Below are 23281 nucleotides of genomic sequence, written 5' to 3'. Positions count from 1 at the left end.
GGGGCCACCATCGCCCGCTAAAGCGGGCTCCTACGGGGGATAGTGGCGACGGGGTCCGCCTACATCCGGAAGACGCCGAACTTGGTCTCTTCCACCTCGGCATTCATGGCGGCGGCGAGGGACAGGCCCAGCACATCGCGGGTCTGGGCCGGGTCGATGACGCCGTCGTCCCATAGCCGGGCGCTGGCGTAGGTGGGGTGGCCCTGGTGCTCGTACTGCTCCCGGGTGGGTTGCTTGAAGGCCTCCTCGTCTTCCGCGCTCCATTCATTGCCTTCGCGTTCGAGCTGCTCGCGCTTGACCTGGGCCAGCACGCCCGCGGCCTGCTCGCCGCCCATCACCGAGATGCGCGCGTTGGGCCACATAAACAGCAGGTTGGGGTCATAGGCGCGGCCGCACATGCCGTAGTTGCCGGCGCCGAAGCTGCCGCCGATCAGCACGGTGAACTTGGGCACCCTGGCGCAGGCCACGGCGGTGACCAGCTTGGCGCCGTGCTTGGCGATGCCTTCGTGCTCGTACTTGGAGCCGACCATAAAGCCGGTGATATTTTGCAGGAAAATCAACGGTATTTTCCTCTGCGCGCAGAGCTCGATAAAGTGCGCGCCCTTGACCGCACTCTCCGAAAAGAGCACGCCGTTATTGGCGACGATACCCACCGGGTGACCGTGGATATGCGCGAAGCCGGTGACCAGGGTGTCGCCGTAGTAGCGCTTGAATTCGTCGAAGGCGGAGTCGTCGACGATGCGTCCGATCACCTCGCGCACGTCGAAGGGCTTCTTGAGGTCGGTGCCGACGATGCCGTAGAGCTCCGTCGGGTCGAGGCGCGGGGCCCTGGGCTCCTGCATCTTGAGCCGGCCGCGCTTCTGCCAGTTGAGCCGCGAGACGCAGGCCCGGGCCAGCTGCAGGGCGTGGGCGTCGTTCTCGGCGTAGTGGTCGGCCACGCCGCTCAGCTTGGCGTGAACGTCGGCGCCGCCCAGGTCCTCGGCGCTGATCGACTCGCCGGTGGCGGCCTTCACCAGGGGCGGGCCGCCCAGGAAAATGGTGCCCTGCTGCTTGACGATGATCGACTCGTCGGCCATGGCCGGCACATAGGCGCCGCCGGCGGTGCAGGAGCCCATCACCACGGCGATCTGCGGGATGCCCTCGGCGGACAGCGTCGCCTGGTTGTAGAAGATGCGCCCGAAGTGGTCGCGGTCGGGGAAGACCTCGTCCTGGCGGGGCAGGAAGGCGCCGCCGGAGTCGACCAAGTAGATGCATGGCAGGCGATGCTTGCGGGCGATCTCCTGGGCGCGCAGGTGCTTCTTCACGGTGAGCGGGTAGTAGGTGCCGCCCTTGACGGTGGCGTCGTTGGCGACGATCACGCACTCCACCCCGGAGACGCGGCCGATGCCGGTGACCACCCCGGCGGCGGGCACCAGGGAGTCGTAGACCTCATGGGCGGCCAGCGCCGAGAACTCGAGGAAGGGCGAGCCCTCGTCGATCAGGTGGTCGATGCGGTCGCGCACGAAGAGCTTGCCGCGGGACTCGTGGCGGGCGCGGGCCTTGTCGCCACCGCCCTGATTGATCGCCGCGGTCAGCTCGCGCAGCTTCATCACCTCGGCGCGCATGGCCGATGCGTTGGCCTGGAAGGCCTCGCTGCGGGGGTTGATCTGGGTGTTCAGGATGCTCATAGCCGATCCTTGTGTTCGATGACCTGGGCCGGTGGCGGTTAGGCGGACTCGGCGAAGAGTTCGCGGCCGATCAGCATACGGCGGATCTCGCTGGTGCCGGCGCCGATCTCGTAGAGCTTGGCATCGCGCAGCAGGCGCCCGGTGGGGTACTCGTTGATATAGCCGTTGCCGCCGAGCAGTTGGATGGCGTCCAGCGCCACCTGGGTGGCCTTCTCGGCGCAGTAGAGGATCACCCCGGCGGCGTCCTTCCTCGACGTCTGGCCGCGGTCGCAGGCCGCCGCCACCGCATAGAGGTAGGCGCGGCAGGCGTTGAGGGTGGTGTACATATCGGCCACCTTGCCCTGCACCAGCTGGAACTCGCCGATCGCCTGGCCGAACTGCTTCCGCTCATGCAGGTAGGGCACCACCACGTCGAGTGCCGCCTGCATGATGCCGATGGGGCCGGCGGCCAGCACGGTGCGTTCGAAGTCGAGGCCGCTCATCAGCACCCGCACGCCCTTGCCCACCTCGCCGAGGACGTTCTCCGCGGGAACCTCGCAGTCCTGGAACACCAGCTCGCAGGTGTTGGAGCCGCGCATGCCCAGCTTGTCGAGCTTCTGGGCGGTGGAGAAACCCTTGAACCCCTTCTCGATGATAAAGGCGGTGATGCCCTTGGAGCCGGCGTCCGGGTCGGTCTTGGCGTAGACCACCAGCACATCGGCGTCGGGGCCGTTGGTGATCCACATCTTGTTGCCGTTGAGGATGTACTTGTCACCTTCCAGGCGGGCGCGCAGCTTCATGGAGACCACGTCGGAGCCGGCCCCCGGTTCGGACATGGCGAGTGCCCCCACGTGCTCGCCGCTGATCAGCCTGGGCAGGTACCTGGCCTTCTGCTCGGCCGAGCCATTGAGCTTGATCTGGTTGACGCAGAGGTTGGAGTGGGCGCCATAGGAGAGGCCCACCGAGGCGCTGGCCCGGGAGATCTCCTCCATGGCGATGCAGTGGGCCAGGTAGCCCATGCCGCTGCCGCCGTCCTCGTCCGGCACGGTGATGCCGAGCAGGCCCATGTCGCCGAACTTCTGCCACAGGTCGCTGGGGAATTCGTTCTTCTCGTCGATCTCGGCGGCACGCGGGGCGATCTCGTCGCGGGCGAAGGCGTTGACCTGATCGCGCAGCATGTTCAGTTCGTCGTCGAGGCCGAAGTCGAGGGGCTTGAAGGGCGTATGCATGACGGGTCTCCGGGATCGAGTGGTCACAGCCAAAGGGGCGTTGGAATGGCTCTAGACTAGGCAAGGTTTACGTTAACGTAAAGTGCCAATCGGCTATACCAAGGTCGCAGGCGAGTCACGCTGCGCCAACGCGGCCGGGGTGTCATATTCAGCGTAGCGGTTGGCCGAGGCGGTGGGGGAACCCCTGCTCGAGAGCCGCCAGGGGCGGCTCGCGCCCACCGAGGTGGGGCCGAGCTGTACCGGGCCAGCCGCGAGGTGCTGGGGCGCTTCGATGACTTCGGCGATTACCTGGACGCCCTGCGCGGCGGCGCCCTGAACGGCTTAGACCTTGGTCGAAGATTGGCGCCATGCAAGCTTGGTGACAGCTTGGTCCTCTAGAGTCACGGCTACCGGGCGACGACCCGGGGACCATCTAACAACGAGGATATACACGCCATGTTCGATCGCTTCCTTCCCAAGCCCCTGATGGCCGGCGCCGCGGCGGCCATGCTGGCCTCCCTGGCGATGACCACCCCGGTGGCCGCCGGTGATTACCCGGACCGTCCCCTCGACCTGGTGGTGGGCTTCGGCACCGGAGGCAGCGCCGATCGCATGACCCGGGCCGTCTCCACCTACCTGGCCGAGGAGCTCGGCGTGCCGGTGCGGGTCACCAACCGTCCCGGCGCCGGCACCCAGGTCTCGGCGAACTATATCCTGTCGCGCCCGGACGACGGCTATACCGTCTATGCCTCCACCTTCGCTCCCTACCTGACCAACACCATCCTCACCGGGGGCGCCCAGTACGGCATCGAGGACTTCTCCTTTATCAACTTCCAGTGGTTCGACCTGGACCTGATCGCCGCCAACAAGGACAGCGGCTTCGAGGACCTGCCCTCGCTGCTGGAGGCGATCCGCGATAACCCCGGCGAGGTACGTGGCTCGGTGGTGCAGGGCTCCGCCGGCCACCTGATGGTGCGCCTGCTGCTGGAGGAGGCGGGCATCCCCCAGGAGAACCTCAACCTGGTGACCTATAACAGCGGCGGCGAGGCGCGTTCCGCGGTGGCCGGCGGCCAGGTGCACTTCACCTCCATCAGCGCCCAGGGCAGCGAGGGGATCCGCGAGTTCCTGACCCCGCTGGCCATCGTCAGCGACGAGCGCATCGACCAGTGGGATGCGCCGCCCATCAACGAGGCACTCGACCCCATGGATATCGAGGTGCCGGTGCTGCAGGGCTCCATGCGCGGCTTCGCGGTGACCGCCGAGACCGAGCGTCAGTATCCGGAGCGCTACGAGATCCTCTCCGAGGCGATCCAGAACACCCTGGCCCGCAAGGAGGTCCAGGAGCACCTCGAGGGCAATGACATCGGTGGCGTCTGGGTCGGCCCCGAGCGCTCCAACGAGCTGATGCGCACCAACTTCGATGTCTTCGACGCCTACGCCGACCTGCTCAACTGATCCTTCCCGCATGATGCGCCCCCGGCGAGTGTGCCGGGGGCGATTGGAGTCCATCCATGACCGCCAACAAACGCGACTATGGGGACCTCTTGGTCCTCATGGCCCTGGCCGGCTTTACCCTCTGGTACCTGCTGGATGCCATCCGGGTCTCCTCGGCCGTACAGAACCTGCTGCTGATCCTGCCCCTCTCCCTGGTGGTGCTGGCCATCGTGGCCCTGGAGGTGGGGATGCGCCTGAAGAAGGGCACCCTGCTGATCCGCGAGGAGAGCGAGGGCGAGCCGCTGCACCGCACCCTGCCGGTGGTGGGGCTATTCGCCGCCTATGTGCTGTCGCTGGAGACCCTGGGCTTCGACGTGGCCACGGTGCTCTTTATCGCCGCCTTCCTGGTGCTCAAGGGCGAGCGCCACTGGCCGCTGCTGGGCGGCTACAGCCTGGCCTTCGGCTTCGGCGTGGCCTTCTTCTTCGCGCAGATGCTGCCCTATCCCATGCATATGCTGATCCTTCCGGGCTAAGGGAGTCACACCATGATCGATTTCGTCGCCGTCGAGCAGGGGCTGGCCCTGCTCTTCACGAGCTTTTCCCCCTGGATGGTGGTGGTGCCCGGTATCGTCATCGGGCTGATCTTCGGCGCCACCCCGGGGCTGCAGATCTCCATGGCCATGGCGATCTTCCTGCCGATGACCCTGTACATGGATTTCGTCCAGGCGATGCTGTTCCTGACCGCCATCTTCACCGGGGGCTCCTTCGGTAGCGGCATCCCGGCGATCCTGATGAATATCCCCGGCACCTCCTCGGCCATCGCCACCGCCTTCGACGGCTACCCCATGGCGCGCCAGGGCAAGCATAACCAGGCCCTGGGGGTGGCCCTGGTGTCGTCGGTGATCGGCACCCTGATGGGCTATGTCATTCTCTTCGTGATGATCCAGCCGCTCTCCTTGATGGTGCTCAAGCTGGGGCCCGCGGAGATGTTCGCGGTGATCCTGTGGGGCATGACGTTGATCGCCAGTCTCAAGGGCGAGCAGGTGCTCAAGGGCCTGATGGCCGGCTTCGTGGGGCTGTTGATCGGCACCATCGGCTTCAACGAGCTGGGCATGGCGCGGGGCACCATGGGCCAGACCTACCTGCTCGACGGGGTGCCGGTGATTCCCGCCATGATGGGCATGTTCGCCGCCTCGGAGCTGTTCAAGCTGGCCAACAAGGGCTTTATCGTCGAGTCGAAGGCCTCCCGCAAGGTCAAGCTCGGGGAGATCTTCCAGGGCTTCAAGCTGGCCGTCAGCTACCCCTGGGTGATGATCCGCGGCGGCCTGATCGGGGTCTTCGTGGGGGCGGTGCCGGGGGTCGGTTCCTCGGTCTCCAACCTGCTCTCCTACGTGGAGACCCAGCGCCGCGACGAGGATCCGGACTCCTTCGGCAAGGGCAACCCCAAGGGCGTGGTGGCCTCGGAGTCGGCCAACAGCACCTCGGAGGCGGGCTCCATGGCCACCCTGCTGGCCCTGGGCATTCCCGGCGGCGGGGCCACGGCGGTGATGCTGGCGGCCTTCGCCATGCATAACATCACCGGCGGCCCGCAGTTTATCCGCCAGCAGACCGACGTGGTCTATGCCATCATCTTCGCCAACTTCGCCCAGGTGTTCCTGCTGCTGGTCATCGGGCTGCTGTTTATCCCGCTGCTGGCCAATATCATCAAGGTACCGATGCGCTACCTGATCCCCTCGGTGCTGGTGCTGGCGGTGATGGGCTCCTTCGGCCTCACCGGCAACATGACCGGGCCGGTGACGGTGCTGGTGTTCGCGGTGGTCGGCTGGATCTTCCGCCACTACGGCTATTCGGTGCCGGCGGCGGTGATCGGCATGCTGCTGGGGGCCATGGCGGAGAAGTCCCTGCTGCACTCCTACCAGATCAGCGGCGGCGACCTGAGCTATGTGCTGGAGCGCCCGGTGACCCTGCTGATCCTGGCGCTGCTGCTGGTGTCGCTGTTCGGCAAGCGTTTGCTGGGCCTGGTCCGGGGGCGAAAGACGGCCGCCGGCGCCTGATCCATGTTCAAGCGCAGCCTGCTGACCCTGCTGATCGGCGGCCTGGGGGGCGGCCTGGCCACCCTGGCCGCCTTGCCCCTGGCCTGGATGCTGGGGCCGCTGTTCCTGGTGCTGGCGGCCTCCCTGGCCGGGGCGAAGGCGGGCATCGACCCGCGCCTGCATCGTGGCGCCATCGCCATGCTCGGCCTGTTTATCGGCAACCGCATCGACCTGGGCGAGCTGTCGCACCTGCTGGAGTGGTACCCCAGCGTGCTGGCCATGCTCGGCTATATGGGGCTGATGCTGCTGGGCGGACGCTGGCTCTTCGCACTGAGCGGCATGAGCCGGCTCAGCGCGCTATTCTGCGCCTTCCCGGGAAGCATGAACGGCGCCGTCATCCTCGCCGACCGCCTCGGCGCCGACGTGCGCTGGATCGCCATCACCCATGCCATCCGCCTGGTGATGGTGGTGGCCTCCGCCGCCCTGCTGGCCAGTCACCTCGCCGGCGGGGTGGTCCTGGGGGAGGGCAACGGCCTCCACTGGGGGGATCTCTACCTGCTGGCGCTGGCCCCGGCCTGCGCCTGGCTGGGCCGGCTGCTGGGCCTGCCGATCCCCGAGTTCCTGGGGCCCATCGCCGTGGGCGCGGCCATGGCCAGCCTCGGCCATGGGATCGTGTTGCCGGACCTGCTGCTGATCCTGACCTTCCTGGTCCTGGGCAGCTCGGTGGGCTCGCGTTTCTCGGGCACCGGTTGGTCGCGGCTGCTCCGGGTGGGGCGCTACGGCCTGGCGTTCGGCGCCTATGCGGTGGTGATGGCCCTGGTCACCGCCTGGGGGGTGTCGAGCCTGACGGACTTGCCCTTCGCGGCGGTGCTGCTGGCGCTGCTGCCCGGCGGCGTCGGCGAGATGGCGGTGATCGCCGTGGCGCTGGAGATCGACCCGGTCTATGTGGTCTCCCACCATGTGCTGCGCCTGCTGCTGTTGATCCTGCTTACGCCGCCGCTGATCGCCCTGGCGCGCCGGCGTCGTGCCGCGGCGCAAAGACGACGCTGACGGTCAGTCCCTGGCCCGGGAGGCTGGCGAAGTCGAGGCGGGCGCCGTGGGCGCGGGCCACCTCGTCGACGATGGCCAGGCCCAGGCCGCTGCCCGGGGTCGCCGGGCTGGCCCGATAGAAGCGCTCGGTGAGCCGGGCCAGGTCGTCGGCGGCCACCCCCACCCCGTCGTCGGCGACGCTCAGCGCCGGCGCCCCCTCCCGCTGGAAGACCCGCACCCGGATGGGGCCCCGATAGGGGGCCTCGCCGCCGGCGTGCTGGCTGGCATTCTCGATCAGGTTCTGCACCAGCCAGCGCAGCCGCACCGGGTCGCCGAGCACCTCGCCGGCCTGCTGCTCGATAAACTCCAGCTCCTGGCCGCGCTGGTAGATGCGCGCGGCCGCCTCGGCGCAGGCCTCCCGGCACACTTCGCCGAGGGCCACCGGCACCAGGGCCCGGGTGTCCACCAGCTCGTGGCGGGTCTTGGCCAGGGTCAGCAACTGCTGCACCGTGTAGCCGGCCTGCTCGGCGATGCGCTCGATCTCTTCCAGGGGGCGGCGCAGTGTCGGGTCCGCGCAGCGGCGCGCGGTGACCTCCGCCAGGGCGCGGATCTCCGAGACCGGGGTACGCAGCTGGTGGGAGACATCGGCATTGAACTGCTGGGTATTGCGGATGCTCTGGCGCATCCGCGCCATCAGGCCGTTGATGCTGGCCACCAGGGTGGTGACCTCCCGGGGCACCCGGGTCTCGATGGGCTCCAGGTCATTGGGGGAGCGCTGGCGCAGGCCGCGGCTGACGGCGCGCAGCGGCGCCAGGCCCTGGTGGATCGCCAGCAGGGCGATGGTCACGGCGAGCAGGCCGCCCACGGCGGTCAGTCCCGAGAGGGTCAGCAGGAAGTCGTTGATCAGGCTGTCGCGGGCCTCGGTGGATTCGGCCACGATCACCTCGATGTGGCCACTCCGGGTGGCGCGGACCACCGGGAAGCTGGTGGCCACGGCGCGCAGTTCGTTGCCGGCATAGTCGGTATCGTAGAAGGCCGGCGTGGCGGCGCCCGGGGGAGGGCCCTCCAGGCCCTCGAAGCCGGCCAGCATATGGCCGGCATCGTCGCGGATGCGATAGAAGATCTTGCCCTCGCCGCGGCTGCCCAGGGTGCTGATGCTGAAGTAGTGCATATTGATGCGCAGCTCGCCATCCACCGAGTGGATGCGCCGCTCCACCCGCTCGGCGGCATTGAGCAGCATGGCATCGAAGGTCTCGTTGATCTGGCGGGAGAGCACCACCTGACTGGCGATCAGGGTGAGGATGCCCACCAGGCTGAAGGGCAGGCCGATCCACAGCAGCAGGCGGGCGCGAATCGAGTTCATGGACGCGGGTCGCCGGCGTCGAGGAGGTAGCCGAGGCCGCGCACGGTGCGTAGCTGGGCGGCGTCACCGATCTTCTTGCGTAGGCGGGAGATATAGGTCTCCACGGCGCTAGGGGTGACCGCATCGTCCAGGTCGGAGAGGCGGTCGATGATCTGCGCCTTGCTGACCAGGCGCCCCTGGTTGATCAGCAGGTACTCGAGGACCTCCCGCTCGCGGCGGTGCAGCGCCACCGCCTCGCCGTCGACCAGCACGGTGGGGCTGTCCGGGGGCAGCTCCAGGCCGCCGCACTGCAGGCTGCTCTCGCCGAACTGCTTGGCGCGGCGCACCAGGGCCTTGGCCCGGGCCACCACCTCCACCAGGGAGAAGGGCTTGCCCAGGTAGTCGTCGGCGCCTTCCTCCAGGCCCAATACCCGCTGATCCAGGTCGTCCCGGGCCGAGATGATCAGCACCGGCGTCTTGTCCTGTCGGGCGCGCAGCCGGCGCAGCACGTGGATGCCGTCCAGGTTGGGCAGCCCCAGGTCGAGCAGGATCAGATCGAAGGAGAGGTGGCGCAGCCACTGCTCGGCGGCCTGGCCGTCGTCGCAGGTCTCCACCCGGAAGCCCGCCTCCGTGAGGAAGGTGGCGATGGAGGTGGCCAGGTTGGGGTTGTCTTCGACTACCAGCGCTTTCACGTGCCATCCCGTCTCATGAGTTGCCGAGGCGGGCAGTATATCGCGATGGGGTGGCTCGGGTCCTAGGTCGATGCCGGCCGACAGGAAGCGACGCCCGGGAGGGCGCCGCCGTGAGAGAGCGTTAGTCGGCGTTGGGAAAGAACAGCTGCTGGCCGTCGACGCTGAAGTCGGCGATGGCCTGCTGGCCCTCGTCGGAGAGCAGCCAGGCGTGCCACTGGCCGGCCAGGTCATGCTTGAGGTGGGGGTGGCGCTCGGCGTCGATCACCACGCTGCCGTATTGGTTGAAGAGACGCTCGTCGCCCTCGAAGAGCAGGGTCAGGTCCTGGGGGTTGGCGAAGGCCACCCAGGTGGCGCGGTCGCTCATCACGTAGGCGTCCATGCCGGCGGCGGTGTTGAGGGTCGGGCCCATGCCGCTGCCCAGCTCGCGGTACCAGGGGGCGGCGGGGGTGATCTCGGCGGCCTCCCAGAGGCGCTGCTCGGCGCGGTGGGTGCCGCTGTCGTCGCCGCGGGAGGCGAAGGGCGCCTCGGCCTCGGCGATTCGCACCAGGGCCTCGGTGATGCTCTCGGCCTCCGCGACCTCGGCGGGGTCGGCGCTGGGGCCGATCAGCACGAAGTCGTTATACATCACATCGGCGCGCTCGCTGCCGTAGCCCTCGGCGACGAAACGCTCCTCTCCGCTGGTGTCGTGCACCAGCAGGGCGTCCGCATCGCCGCGGCGGGCCAGTTCGAAGGCCTGGCCGGTGCCCACCGCGACGACCCGCACCTCAATGCCGGAGGCCTCGGTGAACCGCGGCAGGATGACCTCGAAGAGCCCCGAGTTCTCGGTGGAGGTGGTGGAGGCCAGGGTGATATGGGGGGGCTCCTCCTGGGCGAACAGGGCGGAGGAGAGGCCGAGCAGGCCGAGGCCGGCGAGTGTCGCTGCGATCTGGTTCATGGCGCTTCCTTTCGTATGGCTGGGGGCTAGGGAGGGGGCGGCGAGACCACCAGTTCGCCGCGGATAAAGGCCCGGGCCTCCGCCGAGGTCGGTGCCGTGAAAAAACGTTCGGCGGGGGTGTGCTCCAGCAGCCGTCCGCCACACAGGAAGAGGACGTCATCGGCCAGGCGCCGCGCCTGATGCAGGTCGTGGCTGCTCATGACGATGCGCGTGCCGCGGCGATGGAACTCCGTGACGGCGGCCTCCACCGCCTGGATGGCGGCGGGGTCCAGGGCCGAGGTGGGCTCGTCCAGGAAGAGCACTCGAGGCTCCAGCAGCCAGGCCCGGGCCAGGGCCAGTCTCTGTTGTTCGCCGCCAGAGAGCACCCGGGCCGGACGCCCCTCCAGGGCGGCCAGGCCGAAGCGCTCGAGGGCCTCCCGGGCCAGCGCCTTGCGGCGGCGGCGGGGCGTGTCCTTGACCGCCAGGGCATGGGTGAGGTTGGCCAGCGCCGAGCGCCGCAGCAGCACTGGGCGCTGGAAGACCATGGCCTGGCGTGGCGTCTCGCCCTCCCAGTGGAGGCGTCCCTGGCTGGGCACCAGCAGGCCATGGGCCAGGCGCATCAGCAGGCTCTTGCCGGCGCCGTTGGGGCCCATCACCAGGGTGCGGCGACAGCCTTCCAGGCGCAGGGTCACGGGGGCCAGCAGGGGCTGGCCGCGGTGCCGAAAGCTCACCTCCTCCAGGATCAGCGGGGGGATGGCCTGGGTCAGGGGTTGATTCAGGGTGGTCATCCCAGCCGCCTCCGCGCCATCTCGCCCAGCAGGTGGGCGGCGCCGTTGATCAGGGTCACCAGCACCAGCAGCACCAGGCCGAGGCCCAGGGCCAGGGCCAGGTTGCCCTTGCTGGTCTCCAGCACGATGGCGGTGGTCATCACCCGGGTGACGCCATCGATATTGCCGCCGACGATCATTACCGCCCCCACCTCGGCGCTGGCGCGGCTGAAACCGGCCAGTACCACGGTGATCAGCCCCAGGCGGGCGTCCCACAGCAGGGTGGGAATGCGCCGCAGCCGCGTCAGCCCCAGGGAGGTCAGCTGCTCGGCATACTCGCCGTGGAGCTCCTCGACCTGCTGGCGGGTCAGGGCGGCGATGATCGGCAGGATCAGCACCACCTGGGCGACCACCATGGCGCCGGGCGTGAACAGCAGGCCGAACTGGCCCAGGGGGCCGGCCCGGGAGAGCAGCAGATAGACCGCCAGGCCCGCCACCACGGGGGGCAGCCCCATCAGCGCATTGAGCACCACGATCAGCAGGCCGCGGCCGGGGAAGCGCCATAGCGCCAGGGCCGCGCCCAGGGGCAGGCCGATCAGGGCGGCGATCAGCACCGCCGCCAGCGACACCTGCAGCGACAGGGCGACGATCGCCAGCAGGGCCGGGTCCAGGCCGAGGACCAGGTTCAGGGCGGTGATAAAGGCGGAATCGGAGGTGGGCATCGTGTCTCCCTGGGTCTTCTCGCATCTTCTGCATTAATTCGCGTTGATGCATCCTATGCTGGAAAATATGCAGGATAATGCAGTGAGACGACGAAGCCTGGCGTCGATACGACGCTCGGTGGCGCCCTGGGAACACGGCCAGAGGACGCCGGCGTGGAACCCCAGCCGACCTATCTGGCCACCGCCGAGGCGGCCGTCTGGTATTAGCTGCGCCTCGAGGGAGAAGGGAGGAACCGGATGGAATCTACAGCGACCTATCTGACCACCATTGAGGCGGCCGCCTACCTCCGCCTCAAGGAGCGCAAGCTCTACGACCTGGCCGCCCAGGGGGTGATCCCCTGCACCCGGGTCACCGGCAAGCTGCTGTTTCCCCGCCATAGCCTGGACCTGTGGCTGATGCACCACCTGGAGGGGGATCGGGCCGGTCGTCGCGCTGCGCCTCCGGTGCTGGCGGGCAGCCAGGACCCGCTGCTGGAGTGGGCGGTGCGCGAGAGCGGCTGCGACCTGGCGCTGCTCTGTCACGGCAGCGGCGACGGGGTACGACGCCTGGCCGAGGGCGATGCGATGCTGGCCGGGGTGCATCTGCTCGACCCCGAAAGCGGCGCCTACAATGATCCGGCGCGCCTGGGGCTGGGCGCCATGGGCGATCTGGTGGCGCTGCGCTGGGGGCGTCGCCGCCAGGGGCTCTTGATCGCCCCGGGCAATCCGCTCGCTATCCGCGGCCTGGCGGACCTGACCCGGCCGGGGGTGGTGGTGGCCCGGCGTCAGCCGGACGCCGGGGCCGAACGGCTGCTGCGCTACCTGCTGGCGCGCCAGGGTGTCGAGGCCGAGGCGCTATGCTTCGCGCATCATCTGGCCCTGAGCGAGGACGACCTGGCCCTGGCGGTGCGCCAGGGAGAGGCGAACGTGGGCCTGGGGGTGGCGGCGGCGGCGCGCCGCCAGGGCGTCGATTTCCTGCCCCTGCACTGGGAGCCCTTCGATCTGCTGATGCGCCGCCGGGACTATTTCGAGGCACCGATCCAGCGCCTGCTGACCTTTACCCGGGAGCCGCGCTTCGCCGATCGAGCGGCGGCCCTGGGCGGTTATGATCTGAGCGAGCAGGGGCGGGTGGTCTATAACGCCTGACCCCGTGGTACGCGGCGGTGGTGCCTTGTCGCGCCTATTCCGCCCTGTGTCGGGTCGCCGCAATGGGCTCCGAGGCGAGGCTCTCGGCGGCCTTTTCATCCTCCGCCAGCACCTGAGCCAGGTCCTTCCTGCGCCGGTGGACGGCGATACCATAGCTTTCGTCGTCGCCCCAGAGCGCCGCCAACTGGTGCAGGGAGTCGATATCGTGGGCCTTGAATACCTCCGCGGCGCGTCGGCTGCTCTGCTCATCGTTGCCCAGCAAGGTCAGCGAGGTGACCGCCAGGGTCAGGGCCGACTCGAAGGTTTCGCGGCTGAAGTGTGCCACATCGCGCTTGATCAGCTCATAGGCATGACGTCGGTCGTAGGCCCGGGTGGCGATCTTCAACCTGGGGTAGTGCTTTTTCGCCAACTCGATGATCGACAGGGTCTTGTCGGGATCGTCGATGGCGATCACCAGCAATTCCGCCTGCTCGGCGCCGGCGGCATCGAGCAATTCTTTCCGCCCGGCATCGCCGTAGAAGACCTTCTTGCCCAGTCGGCGTAGCAGCTCGATCTGATGTGGGCTGTGATCCAGGACGGTCACCTGATAGCCCTGGGCGACCAGCAGGCGGCCGACCACCTGGCCGAACCGGCCATAGCCGGCGATGATGACCTGCTTGGAGGTGGCGATTTCCTCGGGACTATCAAAGTCGGGTTTTTCTCCTTTCCCGTGTTGGCTCAGGGTGTCGTACAGGCTGAGAAGTAGCGGTGCGCAAAGCATGGAGATCGCCACCACCAGGGTGGTGAGCTTGGTCTGTTCTGGTGTGAGAATCTGTAGTGAGGAGGTCAAGTTAAGCAGTACAAAGGCAAATTCGCCGCCTTGGGCTAGCGCTAGCGCGAACAGCAGTTGGCTGCTTTTCTCCATTTTCAGGAGGCGAGCCAGGGAGAAAAGAACCAGGGCCTTCACCGCCATCAAGGCAGCAACAAGCAGCATCACCGTAATCAACTTCTGTCCCAGAAGGGCGAAGTCTATTGAGGCGCCTACGGTGATAAAGAACAGGCCAAGCAGCAAGCCCTTGAAGGGTTCGATGTCGACTTCCAGTTCGTGGCGGAACTCGCTTTCCGCCAGGACTACCCCCGCTAGAAAGGTGCCGAGTGCCGGCGAAAGCCCGACTTTCTGCATCAGTAGTGCGATGGCGATAACCAGGAAAAGCGCAAAGATAGTGAAGACTTCTCTCAGGCGAGTTTCCGCGATATATCTAAAGATAGGGGATGAGACATAGTGCCCGGCCAAGATGATTGCCGCGATAGTGAGTACGGATATTCCGACCTGGGAAAGTACCGGAAAGTGACTGATCAGTGATTCGGTTTGTTCCGCACTCTCCAGGGGGGGCAAGAAGGCCAGCAAGGGCAGCAGAGCCAGAATCGGAATGACCGCGATGTCCTGAAACAACAGGACGGCAAAAGAATTTCTCCCGGCCTCTTGCTGCATCCAGCCCTTTTCCGCCAGCGTTTGCAGGACGATGGCGGTGGATGATAACGATAGCATTAACGCCAGGGCCAGCGCCGATTGCCACTGCATGGAGAAGATCACAGTGGCACCAGCAAATATCAGGGCGCTGGTGAGTATGACCTGAAGGCCGCCCAGGCCCAGGATGGGTCTGCGCAATCTCCACAGCTTGGCCGGCTCCAGCTCCAGGCCGACCAGGAACAGCATCATCACTACACCAAACTCGGCCACGTGCATGACATCCGCTTGATCCCCCACCCAGCCCAGCACGAAGGGGCCGATCAGGATGCCTGCCAGCAGATAGCCGAGCACGGACCCAAGACCGAGCCGTTTGGCGACCGGGACGGCCACGACGGCGGCGGCTAGATAAATTAGTGCTATTTCAAGCATGGTCGTGCTTCCTCAGGCCAATACAAGCAAAGCGCGGGGCGTGAATTTCCCCGGATTGATAAGGGTAAATGTAATGCAATGCGAGGGGGAATGAAAGCGCCTGGAAGGTTTAGGTGTTTTCTTTTCCATATGGTGGGTCGTTTTAGTCTGTTGGTAAAGGGGTGTTATTTTTGTGGATTTTGGGTCGCTTATGGGAGGCCGCGTCGGCCTCCGATGGAGAAAGCTAGGATAAAGTGGGTAATCAAGTATCTCCGAGGGTTATATATGATATTTCCTGATATTAGAGAGAATGGTCGGTTGATGCTGGTGGATTTTTAATCAAATGGTTGGTCTCCACTATCCCGGTGCCTCGGGTTAATGACGGCCTCTTTGCTCGAATCCTTGCAGGGTGTTTACGGCATTGATGCCGATCTCATCGACCATATAGCCCCCCTCCATGACGAAGAGCGTCGGGAGTTCGACGCTGGCAATTCGCTCGCCCAGGCGGAGGAAGTCCTCGCTGGTAAGCCGGAAGTGGCTGATCGGGTCTGCCTCGAAGGTATCCACGCCGAGAGAGACGACGAGGCAGTCGGGCCGGAACGCCTCGATACGATCCAGGGCATCTTGCAGGGCGTCTCGGTAGGGACCCCAGGAGGTGCCCGCCGGCAACGGGTAGTTGGCGGTATAGCCCATTCCTTTCCCCGTGCCTTGCTCATTCGCGTACCCCGAGAAGTAGGGGTAGGAGACATGGGGATCGCCGTGTAGCGAGGCGAAGAACACCTCATCACGATCATAGAAGATATTCTGCGTGCCATTGCCGTGGTGAAAGTCGACATCCAGCACGGCGACTCGCTTGGCGCCTCGACGCAGGCCGTGCTCTGCCGCGATGGCCGCATTATTCAGGTAGCAGTAGCCCCCCATGTATTCGCGTGCCGCATGATGGCCAGGCGGCCGGCAGAGGGCGAAGGCCGGGTGGCCGCGGTCACTGATGGCGTCCATCGCCGTCAGTGCCACATTGGCGCTGCCGCGGACGGCTTCCCAGGTGTGGGCGGTGATGGGGGCTCCTGCATCCATGGCGTAGAAGCCGAGCTTGCCATCGATGTGTCCGGGCTCCTGGTCGATCGCCAGATCACGCACCGGCCAGACCAGCGGCAGGGCATCATGGGTCTTTCCCGTCGCCGCCCACTGCGCCCAGGCGCTTTCCAGGAAGCTCACGTAGCGTTCGCTGTGCGCCGCGACATAGCAGCCGCGGTCGAACTCCCGTTCGCCGATGACCTCTCCCAGGCCCGTGCTGCAAACACGGGCCAAGACGGTTTCGGCGCGTTGCGGATTCTCGAAGGAGGGGCTGATGGCCCCATCCTTGAGTTCGCAACCGTGGTGCAGGCGATGCTTGGTACTGAAGACGGTCAGCACGGGAGTAGCCTCCTGAGGCCAGGGAGAGGCCCCCATGGGGAGCCGAGGGATTCCGCCTTGTCTAGCAGGAGGGTCTCGGTTTGTCCAGGGAGGAGCCCTGGCTCGCCTCGCGCCAACTCCGAGAGTCCTCCTCGCCGTGGCGCCTTCCCCGCCTATATCGGCTGCCTGGAATGGCTGGCCGCGCCCGCCCCTACGGCATGACACCGATGCCGAGCACTATCTGGAGGGGCGCGCCGGGCGGGGTTCGACTAGGCCGGCCCGTCGAGCCGCCAGGGCCAGGGCCGCGCAACAAGTCCCTGACTGCTAGAACTGATAGGGAGGCGGCGAGACGAGGGAAAGGCGATGTCCCGGCGCCGACTGGCGGCGCCTCGGCGTCGTGTCACCCATGGCTCCCATTCGGAGGCGTGCCATGAACCAGACGCCACCAGCGGCCAGTGAGTACGTCGAATTCTGGAACGACACCCTGGCCGAGAAGTTCGATCGCTTCCAGGACATCCTGATGAATGGCCTGAGCTACCATAGCCGGGGGCCCCTCGACCACCTCTCCATCGCACCGGGCAGCCGGATCCTCGACGTCGGCTGCGGCTGGGGCGATACCGCCAGGGCGCTGGCACGTCGGACCGGCCCCCGGGGCGAGGGACTAAGCCTGGACTGTGTCGAGCAGTTTCTCGAGGACGCCTGCGGCCCGGGGCCCTTCTCCATGGCCAATCCCGAGGTGGTCACCCAGCAGCTGGAGATCGCCGGCATTGAGAGCATTGCCTACCGCGTGTCTGGCCCGGCCACCCGCCCCCCGGGTTGAGGAGCTCGACGATGCACGGGTTCGGCGTCACCGGCCCCCCGGCACGCCCCGGCGCGAGGCTCGCCCGGGGGCTCCTCGGCCTGTGGTTCGTGGTCGGGCTCTGCCTGCTGTCCGGGTGTACCACCCTGGGGCGGGGCCAGGAGGCGCTGCTGGTGCTGCATGACCTCGCCGCGGTCGACGCCCCGAGCCAGCTGAAACGCCATACCCCGGCGCCGGCGCGCGAGGCGATGACCTATGCGGTGGCGGGCCGCGATCAGGCGGTAGACCTCTACCATCCGGCCGAGCCGCGTCGCGGCGCCCTGATCCTGGTGCACGGCTTTACCGAGGCGGGGCGGCGCGATCCCCGCCTGGTGGCCCTGGCACGGACGCTGGCCCGCGCCGATTTCACGGTGATCGTGCCGGAACTGCAAGGGTTGCGAGACTTCTCCGTGGGCACTCGCGAGGTGGAGCGGATCGCCGCCGTGATACGCCACGCCACGACGACGGTGCCGGCGGCGGAGTCGGGCACCGGGCTTGCCGCCATCAGCTTCGCGGTGGGACCGGCGATCCTCGCCGCCATGCGGCCGGACACGGCTCACCGGGTACGCTTCGTGATCGCCGTGGGCGGCTACTACGACCTCACCGATATGCTCCGCTACGTCACCACCGGGGAAGATCGTGGCGGGGGCGGCCGACGCTCCCCGCCGCCTCAGCGCGAGGCGCGCTGGATGGTGCTGCTGAGTCAGCTGCACCGCTTGGAGGACGCCGGGGACCGGGCGCGGCTGGAAGCCATGGCACGCCGCCGCCTGGCCGGCGATGACGCTCCGCCGGCCGAGGTCCGCGGGCTCGGCCCCCAGGGAAGGGCCCTGTATGAGCTGGTCAGCAACCGGGATCCGGCCCGGGTGGCAACGCTGATCGAGGCGCTGCCGGGGCCCCTGCGCGAGCAGGTCGCTGCCCTCGACCTCTCGGCCCGCGACCTCGATGCGCTCGAGGCGCGGCTGGTCCTGATTCATGGGCCGGACGACCGGGTCATCCCCGTCAGCCACTCACGGCGTCTGCGCGATGCGCTCCCGGCCGGCCAGGCCCGCCTGTTCGAAGCCGGGGGGCTAGGGCACGTGGAGGTCACGGCGGGGTGGCGCGACGGCTGGGAGCTGTGGCGGGCGATTTATCATGTACTGCAGTTGGGGGAAGCGCGCTGACGCTGGGGCCGGGCGGGCATCGCCTTCCGCGACTTCCCCGCCGCGCCGATCGAGTCGCTTAGCGTGGGGCGCCCCATTGCCGAGACGGCCTGAGCGAGGTCGGATCAGCTCGGCGTCGGCGGGTTCTGCTGGTTGGGCGGCACGATGCCCAGGCGCTTCATGCGCCGGTAGAGACTGGGGTACGATGATTCTGCCTTGCCTTCGACCCCGAACTCTGACACGGAGCTCGACCCATGACTCACGCCTTCCCCCTGGAAAGTGACCCCTTGGCCCTGCAGCGCCCCAGCGTGGCGCAGGGCCTGGCCCTGGAGGAGGCGCTGCTGGAGTCGATCTGCCAGGGTGAGAGCGAGTTCGGCCTGGTCGCCTGGTCGCCCCATGACCGTGCCCTGGTGATGCCGCGTCGTCACGAGCGCCTGGACGGCTTTGCCGAGGCCCGGGCGGCACTGCAGGCGCGGGGCTGGCCGATCCAGTTCCGCTCCACCGGCGGCACCCCGGTGCCGCAATGTCCGGCCGTGATTAACGTGGCCCTGGCGCTGCGCTGCCGGGTCACGAGCTCCGCCGCCCACCTGGAGTGGGGCTACCAGCGCCTGGGGATGCCCTGGTGCGACTGGTTGCGTGCCCTGGGAGTGGCCGAGGCCAATCTGGGAGCGGCCCCGGGGGCCTACTGCGACGGGCGCTTCAATGTGCGCATCGGCGAGCGCAAGCTGGTGGGCACCGCCCAGCGCTGGCGGCGGGTGCGGGGCAGCAAGGACATGGCGATGCTGGCCCATGGCGCCATGCAGGTGGGGGAGACCCCGGAGGCCCTGGTGGGGGTGGTCAACGCCTTCCAGGCCACCATCGGCGACCCGGAATGCTTCTCGCCGTCCAGCCATATCGCCCTGGGCCAGGTGGTGCCGGAGGCGCGGGTCGAATCGGCCCTGCCTGAGTTGCTGGCGCGCTTGACCGAGGCGCCTCCCATGGCGTAACTGCCCTCCCGTCGGCGATAATCCATCCCGACGGGCTGCGAGCATCCTTGCCGATAAGGGACGGTTCTTGGCCCCCCATGGAATAATGCTAAGGTCCCCCATGAGTCAGAGTCCCCCTTCCATGCGAGCGCTGATTGCCTTCGAGGCCACGGCCCGTCTTGGCTCGATGACGGCGGCCGCCGAGGAGGAGGGCACCACCCAGCCGACGATATCGCAGCGTATCCGTGTGCTGGAGGAGCACCTGGGGTTGCCGCTGTTCGATCGCAAGGGAGGGCGCCTGACCCTTAGCGCCCAGGGCGAACGCTTCCATCGGGAGATCGCCCCCGGCCTCAAGGAGATCCGCCAGGCCTGCGAGCGGCTGATGCGCCACGGTGAGCGCCCCCCGCCCGCGGTAGTGATCGCCGCCGGCTCGGGCTTTATGCACTTGTGGCTGCGGCCGCGGCTGCCGGCGCTCAAGCGGGCCTTTCCGGATTTCACCTTCAAGCTGCTGCCTACCGATCGGGCCGATGACCCCGCCCTGCAGGCCGCCGATATCGCCATCCGCTTCGGCCCCTATATGGCGCAGGAGCCGGGACGGCGGGTGGCCAGCGAGGCGGTCTTCCCCGTCTGCAGCCCCGACTACGCCAGCGAGCATGGCCTGGCGGGCACCCTGACGGCCTCTGACCTGATGCGGCTGTCGCTGCTGCACCAGGACATCAAGGATCCGCGCTGGCTCGACTGGGCACAGTGGTGCCGGCAGGCTGGCCTGAGCCTGACGCCGGAGGAGGACGCCTTCTCCTACCATAATTACGCCCTGCTGCTGAATGCCGCCCTGGCTCACCAGGGCGTGGCGCTGGGCTGGTCGCTCCTCGTCGAGGATTACCTGGCCAGCGGCGAGCTGATCGCCCTGGGGCCCCGGGTGATGCGCAAGGACTATGGCTACTGGCTCAGCGTCAAGCATCACCGCAGCGCGCTGGTCGAGCCGATCGGCGACTGGCTGCTCGACGCCGTCCATCGCGCCCCGTCGGGGGCCAGTGCCTGACGGGGGCGTTGGTGTCGAATCCGGGATGGCGCGTTACGCTTCCAGCGGATGCTCTTCGCCGACCACCGCCGGATCGAAGGGCGGGCGCGAGAACACCCGGCGCAGCATCGGCTCGAAGTGCTCGAGCGGCGGCGTCGGGTAGTCCGGGTCGAAGGCGGCCTGGTCGTAGCGCTCGCAGAAGTCGACGCAGCTCTGGTACCAGGGGTGATCCCGGTAACGGTCCCGCTCGCGCGGGTCGTCGCCGAAGTGGTGGGCGTAGTAGACCTTCTGGAAGAGGCCGTGGTGGTGCACCACCCAGGTGACTTCGCCGCGCACATAGGGGCGAATGATCGCCGCGGCCAGTTGGGAGTGGTTATAGGGTGCCAGCTCGTCGCCGAGATCGTGCAGCAGGGCGCCGACGATCATGTCATCGTCGGCGCCGTCGGCCTCGGCACGGGCGGCGGACTGCAGCGAATGCTTCAGCCGTGAGACCCGGTAGCCGCTCAGGCCGTGCTCCAGGTGGCGCAGCGCCCGCAGCAGGCGATCCACCAGGCCCCGGTTGAACTCGGCTTCCAGGCCCTCGAGAAAAACGTACTCTTCCCGGGTGCCCTCCTTCATCTGTCGGAACGCGACCTGTTCCATTCAGGCGACCTCCTCGATCGAATCACGGTGTTTCAAGAGGCTCGCGAAGCGCTCGCGCGGGCCGTCGGTGTCGAGATAGCAGCCCTGCAGGTGGCGATGCCCCTCGTTGGCGTCGTAGCCGGTGCGCCCGTGCAGCACGCGGCTGTTGTCGAACAGCATCAGCTCGCCGGCCTCGAGGGCGAAACGCACCTGGTAGGCCGGGTCCGAGAACAGTTCGCCGAGCCGCTGGCGGGCGCGGTGGAACAGCCGCGTCTGGGCATCGCAGAGCAGCGGCAGGGCGTCCAGGCGCGGGCTGTAGTGGACCCCGGTAGGATGGCCGTCGTCGTCGCTCTGGATCATGGTGCGGTGGGTGACCAACTCGGTGCCGGCATCGATGAAGCGGAAGCGTACCGGGATGGTCTTGAGCAGCGCGTAGCCCTCGGGAATTTCCTCACGTAGCCGCTCGAGGACCTTGAGGCTGTCGACCAGGGTCGAGAGCCCTCCGCTAGTCTCGTTGACCAGGCAGTGCAGCAGTTGGATGCCCGGCACCGGATTGCGATAGGGGTTGTCGGTATGCGGGCCCAGCGCCACGCTGCGATAGGCCAGGTCGTTGCCGCTCGGCCGCGAGTAGACCTCGAAGTAGCGGCCGAAGTTGGTCTCCTTGACGTAGCCATAGTGGCCGCCGACCTGAAGGATGCGTTCGGGGTCGGTGGGCACGCCATGCAGAATGAGATAGCCGTAGCGCAGGTAGGCTGCCAGGGAGGCGCGGAAGACGTTTGGCTCTTCGAGCACCCGCCGCCAGTCGAAGCGCACGTGCGCCTGATCCAGGCTGGCGTCCCAGGGCTCGGCGGCCGGGAAGCGCATGGTGCCGTCCAGTTCGGCGGCCAGCCGGCGGAGATCATAGGTCTCGCGATGGCCATCGCTGAACGCAAGTGTCGCGTGGTGCTCGTCGATTAGGGTGGCACTTTCGAGCGTCAGCGCCGCATCGATGGCATGGGAATCGAACAGGCGCTGCTGGGTCATCGGCTCCAACTGGTCGGGCGCCTGGGTCCGTTCGCGTAGCCACAGTGGGCTGAGTTCCCGTGGTCGCTCCCCGTCGTCGAGGACGATCGATGGCGGTTGCTCGTGAATGACGAACGCATGGCGGACGGACATGTCGGGCTTCCTCGGTTGGCTCGGGTCATCATGCTGGCGATCGCTGGCATGGTGATGGACGAGCCAAGGCCGGACTAGGGCCGGTCCCTTATCCCTCGGTATGCAATTTTCTTATGCCTCTTTCCTATGCTTCCGCCTCGGGCGGCCCCTTGAGTTCGACGGTATTGCCTTCCGGGTCCTGCAGGTAGAGGGAGGGGCCATAACCCTCGGCGCCGTAGCGGCGCTGGGTGTCACCGGCCTCGATGCCATGGGCAGTGAGATGCGCCCGGATGGCCGCCTCGTCGAAGGGCGCCAAGCGCAGGCAGAAGTGATCCAGGTTATGGCCCTCGCGCCCCGGGGCCGGCCCGCCGCGGCGGCCCAAAGGGCCGTCCACGGGGACCAGGTCGATCAGGGCGTCGCCGGCGCGCAGCTGGATCAGGCCGAGTTCGTCCTGGCGCTTCTCCAGGGTGCAGCCCAGCGTCTCGACGTAGAAGGCCAGCATGGCCTGCTCGTCACGGATACGCAGCACCAGGTGGTCGATGCCGTGGATGGGCAGCATGGGATTTCACCGGGTATCGCTTGGATTGAGGCCTTGCGAGGCGCTTGTCACCTCAGCATAGACGGCTGTCTTGAAATAGCGACAGGCGCGTCGCCGTTGCGCCACATGGGAGAGCGCGGTGCTCACGGTTAGAATGGGCGACACCAATGCTCCCCGACAACAACATGGAGGTCCCATGTCACGGTTCCTATGGATTCCCCTCGTGGTGGTCACCGCCGGCTTGGTCATGGCGGGTTGCAGCTATACCCCCGCTCGCATCGAGTCCGAACCACTGATCATCATCGACGACGATCATGGTAGCCATTCGCGGGGCCGCTTCTGCCCGCCGGGGCAGGCCAAGAAGGGACGTTGCTGAAGATTACACGCTTTTTCCTTGCTCTCGGCTGGTGGGAATTCGCCGCCTGGGGCATGGTCATGGAACGGTGTCTGCGTCCCATGGGCCTGCCAGAGGCCGCCATCATCAGGGGTGACAGGAATCGGGACCGGACCGGGAATGAAGGGAGATCACCAACTGCTTGCCTTGCGAGGTACCCCCATGAGAATTCCCGTGCGTATGCTGATGCTGGCCGTGGTGGCATCCACCCTGACCCTGGCGGGTTGCAGCTATACCCCTGCCCGGGTGGAGACGCGGCCCCTGATCGAGATCGATGGCTATGGCGGTCATCGTCATTATCGCGGTGACGATCGGCGTTATCATGACCGCCATCGCCACCGCCGCGTGGAGCGCCACCACTACTACTACGACGATCGCCGCGGTGGCCGTTTTTGCCCGCCCGGGCTGAGAATGCAGCGGCGCTGCTGATTCAGGTTCTACACGCTCGCCAGACACCGCGATTCGGCTGT

At 67.3% G+C, this 23281-nt stretch carries 23 protein-coding genes; 11 read left to right on the top strand and 12 right to left on the bottom strand.

All coding sequences use genetic code 11. The features are described 5' to 3' along the window. Positions 1–59: 59 nt before the first annotated feature. On the bottom strand, positions 60–1667 hold the full coding sequence (locus tag ACQ1W9_RS11660; RefSeq protein WP_431023526.1) for a carboxyl transferase domain-containing protein: 1608 nt from the start codon (positions 1665–1667) through the stop codon (positions 60–62). A 38-nt stretch (positions 1668–1705) separates the two neighbouring features. Then, the gene (locus ACQ1W9_RS11655) at positions 1706–2875 is read right to left on the bottom strand and encodes an isovaleryl-CoA dehydrogenase (RefSeq protein WP_431023525.1); all 1170 of its coding nucleotides are present in this window, start codon (positions 2873–2875) and stop codon (positions 1706–1708) included. Between the two features lie 435 nt (positions 2876–3310). On the opposite strand from ACQ1W9_RS11655, the gene ACQ1W9_RS11650 reads away from it, so the two are divergent. The 4 genes from ACQ1W9_RS11650 to ACQ1W9_RS11635 are packed head-to-tail and all read left to right on the top strand — an operon-like array spanning position 3311 to position 7371. Further along, positions 3311–4309: a Bug family tripartite tricarboxylate transporter substrate binding protein gene (locus ACQ1W9_RS11650; protein ID WP_431023524.1), complete on the top strand. Its 999-nt coding sequence runs from the start codon at positions 3311–3313 to the stop codon at positions 4307–4309. Positions 4310–4365: 56 nt separating this feature from the next. Beyond that, positions 4366–4821, top strand: coding sequence for a tripartite tricarboxylate transporter TctB family protein (locus ACQ1W9_RS11645; protein ID WP_431023523.1), 456 nt, complete (start codon positions 4366–4368; stop codon positions 4819–4821). Between the two features lie 12 nt (positions 4822–4833). After that, positions 4834–6342, top strand: a complete 1509-nt coding sequence (locus ACQ1W9_RS11640; RefSeq protein WP_431023522.1) for a tripartite tricarboxylate transporter permease — start codon at positions 4834–4836, stop codon at positions 6340–6342. Positions 6343–6345: 3 nt separating this feature from the next. Beyond that, entirely contained in the window at positions 6346–7371 is a 1026-nt protein-coding gene (locus ACQ1W9_RS11635; RefSeq protein ID WP_431023521.1) for an AbrB family transcriptional regulator, read from the top strand. Here ACQ1W9_RS11635 and ACQ1W9_RS11630 read toward each other — a convergent pair. The 5 genes from ACQ1W9_RS11630 to ACQ1W9_RS11610 all read right to left on the bottom strand — a co-directional run bounded on the left by ACQ1W9_RS11630 (position 7310) and on the right by ACQ1W9_RS11610 (position 11786). Next, positions 7310–8713, bottom strand: coding sequence for a sensor histidine kinase (locus ACQ1W9_RS11630; protein ID WP_431023520.1), 1404 nt, complete (start codon positions 8711–8713; stop codon positions 7310–7312). The genes ACQ1W9_RS11635 and ACQ1W9_RS11630 overlap by 62 nt on opposite strands. Further along, on the bottom strand, positions 8710–9384 hold the full coding sequence (locus tag ACQ1W9_RS11625) for a response regulator transcription factor (protein ID WP_431023519.1): 675 nt from the start codon (positions 9382–9384) through the stop codon (positions 8710–8712). Before ACQ1W9_RS11625 ends, ACQ1W9_RS11630 begins: the two co-directional genes overlap by 4 nt. A 121-nt stretch (positions 9385–9505) precedes the next feature. Then, complete coding sequence (locus ACQ1W9_RS11620; RefSeq protein WP_431023518.1) at positions 9506–10318, bottom strand: substrate-binding domain-containing protein; 813 nt, start codon at positions 10316–10318, stop codon at positions 9506–9508. 26 nt (positions 10319–10344) lie between these two features. Beyond that, positions 10345–11085, bottom strand: a complete 741-nt coding sequence (locus ACQ1W9_RS11615; RefSeq protein ID WP_431023517.1) for an ATP-binding cassette domain-containing protein — start codon at positions 11083–11085, stop codon at positions 10345–10347. Beyond that, positions 11082–11786 (bottom strand): ABC transporter permease, encoded by a 705-nt coding sequence (locus ACQ1W9_RS11610; protein ID WP_431023516.1) that lies wholly within the window; start codon positions 11784–11786, stop codon positions 11082–11084. Before ACQ1W9_RS11610 ends, ACQ1W9_RS11615 begins: the two co-directional genes overlap by 4 nt. A gap of 237 nt (positions 11787–12023) precedes the next feature. Here ACQ1W9_RS11610 and ACQ1W9_RS11605 point away from each other — a divergent pair, with 237 nt between their 5' ends. Next, complete coding sequence (locus ACQ1W9_RS11605) at positions 12024–12911, top strand: substrate-binding domain-containing protein (RefSeq protein WP_431023515.1); 888 nt, start codon at positions 12024–12026, stop codon at positions 12909–12911. Positions 12912–12945: 34 nt separating this feature from the next. On the opposite strand, the gene ACQ1W9_RS11600 is transcribed toward ACQ1W9_RS11605, so the two are convergent. Both ACQ1W9_RS11600 and ACQ1W9_RS11595 read right to left on the bottom strand, forming a co-directional pair. Continuing rightward, positions 12946–14790, bottom strand: a complete 1845-nt coding sequence (locus ACQ1W9_RS11600) for a monovalent cation:proton antiporter-2 (CPA2) family protein (protein WP_431023514.1) — start codon at positions 14788–14790, stop codon at positions 12946–12948. Between the two features lie 354 nt (positions 14791–15144). Next, a complete protein-coding gene (locus ACQ1W9_RS11595) occupies positions 15145–16182 on the bottom strand; it encodes a histone deacetylase family protein (protein WP_431023513.1) in 1038 nt (345 codons plus the stop codon). A 409-nt stretch (positions 16183–16591) separates the two neighbouring features. Between ACQ1W9_RS11595 and ACQ1W9_RS11590 the strand changes: the two genes are divergently transcribed. From ACQ1W9_RS11590 to ACQ1W9_RS11575, 4 genes are all read left to right on the top strand, one after another. Then, positions 16592–16981 (top strand): SAM-dependent methyltransferase, encoded by a 390-nt coding sequence (locus ACQ1W9_RS11590; RefSeq protein WP_431023512.1) that lies wholly within the window; start codon positions 16592–16594, stop codon positions 16979–16981. Between the two features lie 11 nt (positions 16982–16992). Next, a complete protein-coding gene (locus ACQ1W9_RS11585; protein WP_431023511.1) occupies positions 16993–18159 on the top strand; it encodes a hypothetical protein in 1167 nt (388 codons plus the stop codon). A gap of 233 nt (positions 18160–18392) precedes the next feature. After that, the gene (locus tag ACQ1W9_RS11580) at positions 18393–19124 is read left to right on the top strand and encodes a lipoyl protein ligase domain-containing protein (RefSeq protein WP_431023510.1); all 732 of its coding nucleotides are present in this window, start codon (positions 18393–18395) and stop codon (positions 19122–19124) included. Between the two features lie 121 nt (positions 19125–19245). Further along, entirely contained in the window at positions 19246–20145 is a 900-nt protein-coding gene (locus ACQ1W9_RS11575; RefSeq protein ID WP_431023509.1) for a LysR substrate-binding domain-containing protein, read from the top strand. Between the two features lie 33 nt (positions 20146–20178). Here the strand turns inward: ACQ1W9_RS11575 and ACQ1W9_RS11570 are convergent, their stop codons facing one another. From ACQ1W9_RS11570 to ACQ1W9_RS11560, 3 genes are all read right to left on the bottom strand, one after another. Next, positions 20179–20766: an HD domain-containing protein gene (locus tag ACQ1W9_RS11570; protein WP_431023508.1), complete on the bottom strand. Its 588-nt coding sequence runs from the start codon at positions 20764–20766 to the stop codon at positions 20179–20181. Next, positions 20767–21900 carry a TauD/TfdA family dioxygenase gene (locus tag ACQ1W9_RS11565; protein ID WP_431023507.1) on the bottom strand — a complete coding sequence of 378 codons (1134 nt, stop codon included), beginning with the start codon at positions 21898–21900 and terminating at the stop codon, positions 20767–20769. Positions 21901–22024: 124 nt separating this feature from the next. Continuing rightward, on the bottom strand, positions 22025–22438 hold the full coding sequence (locus ACQ1W9_RS11560) for a VOC family protein (protein WP_431023506.1): 414 nt from the start codon (positions 22436–22438) through the stop codon (positions 22025–22027). Between the two features lie 175 nt (positions 22439–22613). On the opposite strand from ACQ1W9_RS11560, the gene ACQ1W9_RS11555 reads away from it, so the two are divergent. Then, a complete protein-coding gene (locus tag ACQ1W9_RS11555) occupies positions 22614–22793 on the top strand; it encodes a hypothetical protein (protein WP_431023505.1) in 180 nt (59 codons plus the stop codon). A 180-nt stretch (positions 22794–22973) separates the two neighbouring features. Continuing rightward, the gene (locus ACQ1W9_RS11550; protein WP_431023504.1) at positions 22974–23240 is read left to right on the top strand and encodes a hypothetical protein; all 267 of its coding nucleotides are present in this window, start codon (positions 22974–22976) and stop codon (positions 23238–23240) included. The last annotated feature ends 41 nt before the right edge of the window (positions 23241–23281 follow it).

This window comes from Halomonas sp. H5 (assembly GCF_050613175.1).
Lineage (GTDB): Bacteria > Pseudomonadota > Gammaproteobacteria > Pseudomonadales > Halomonadaceae > Bisbaumannia > Bisbaumannia salifodinae.
Note: the sequence above shows the minus strand (reverse complement) of the source record. Positions and strands in the feature narration are given on the sequence as shown.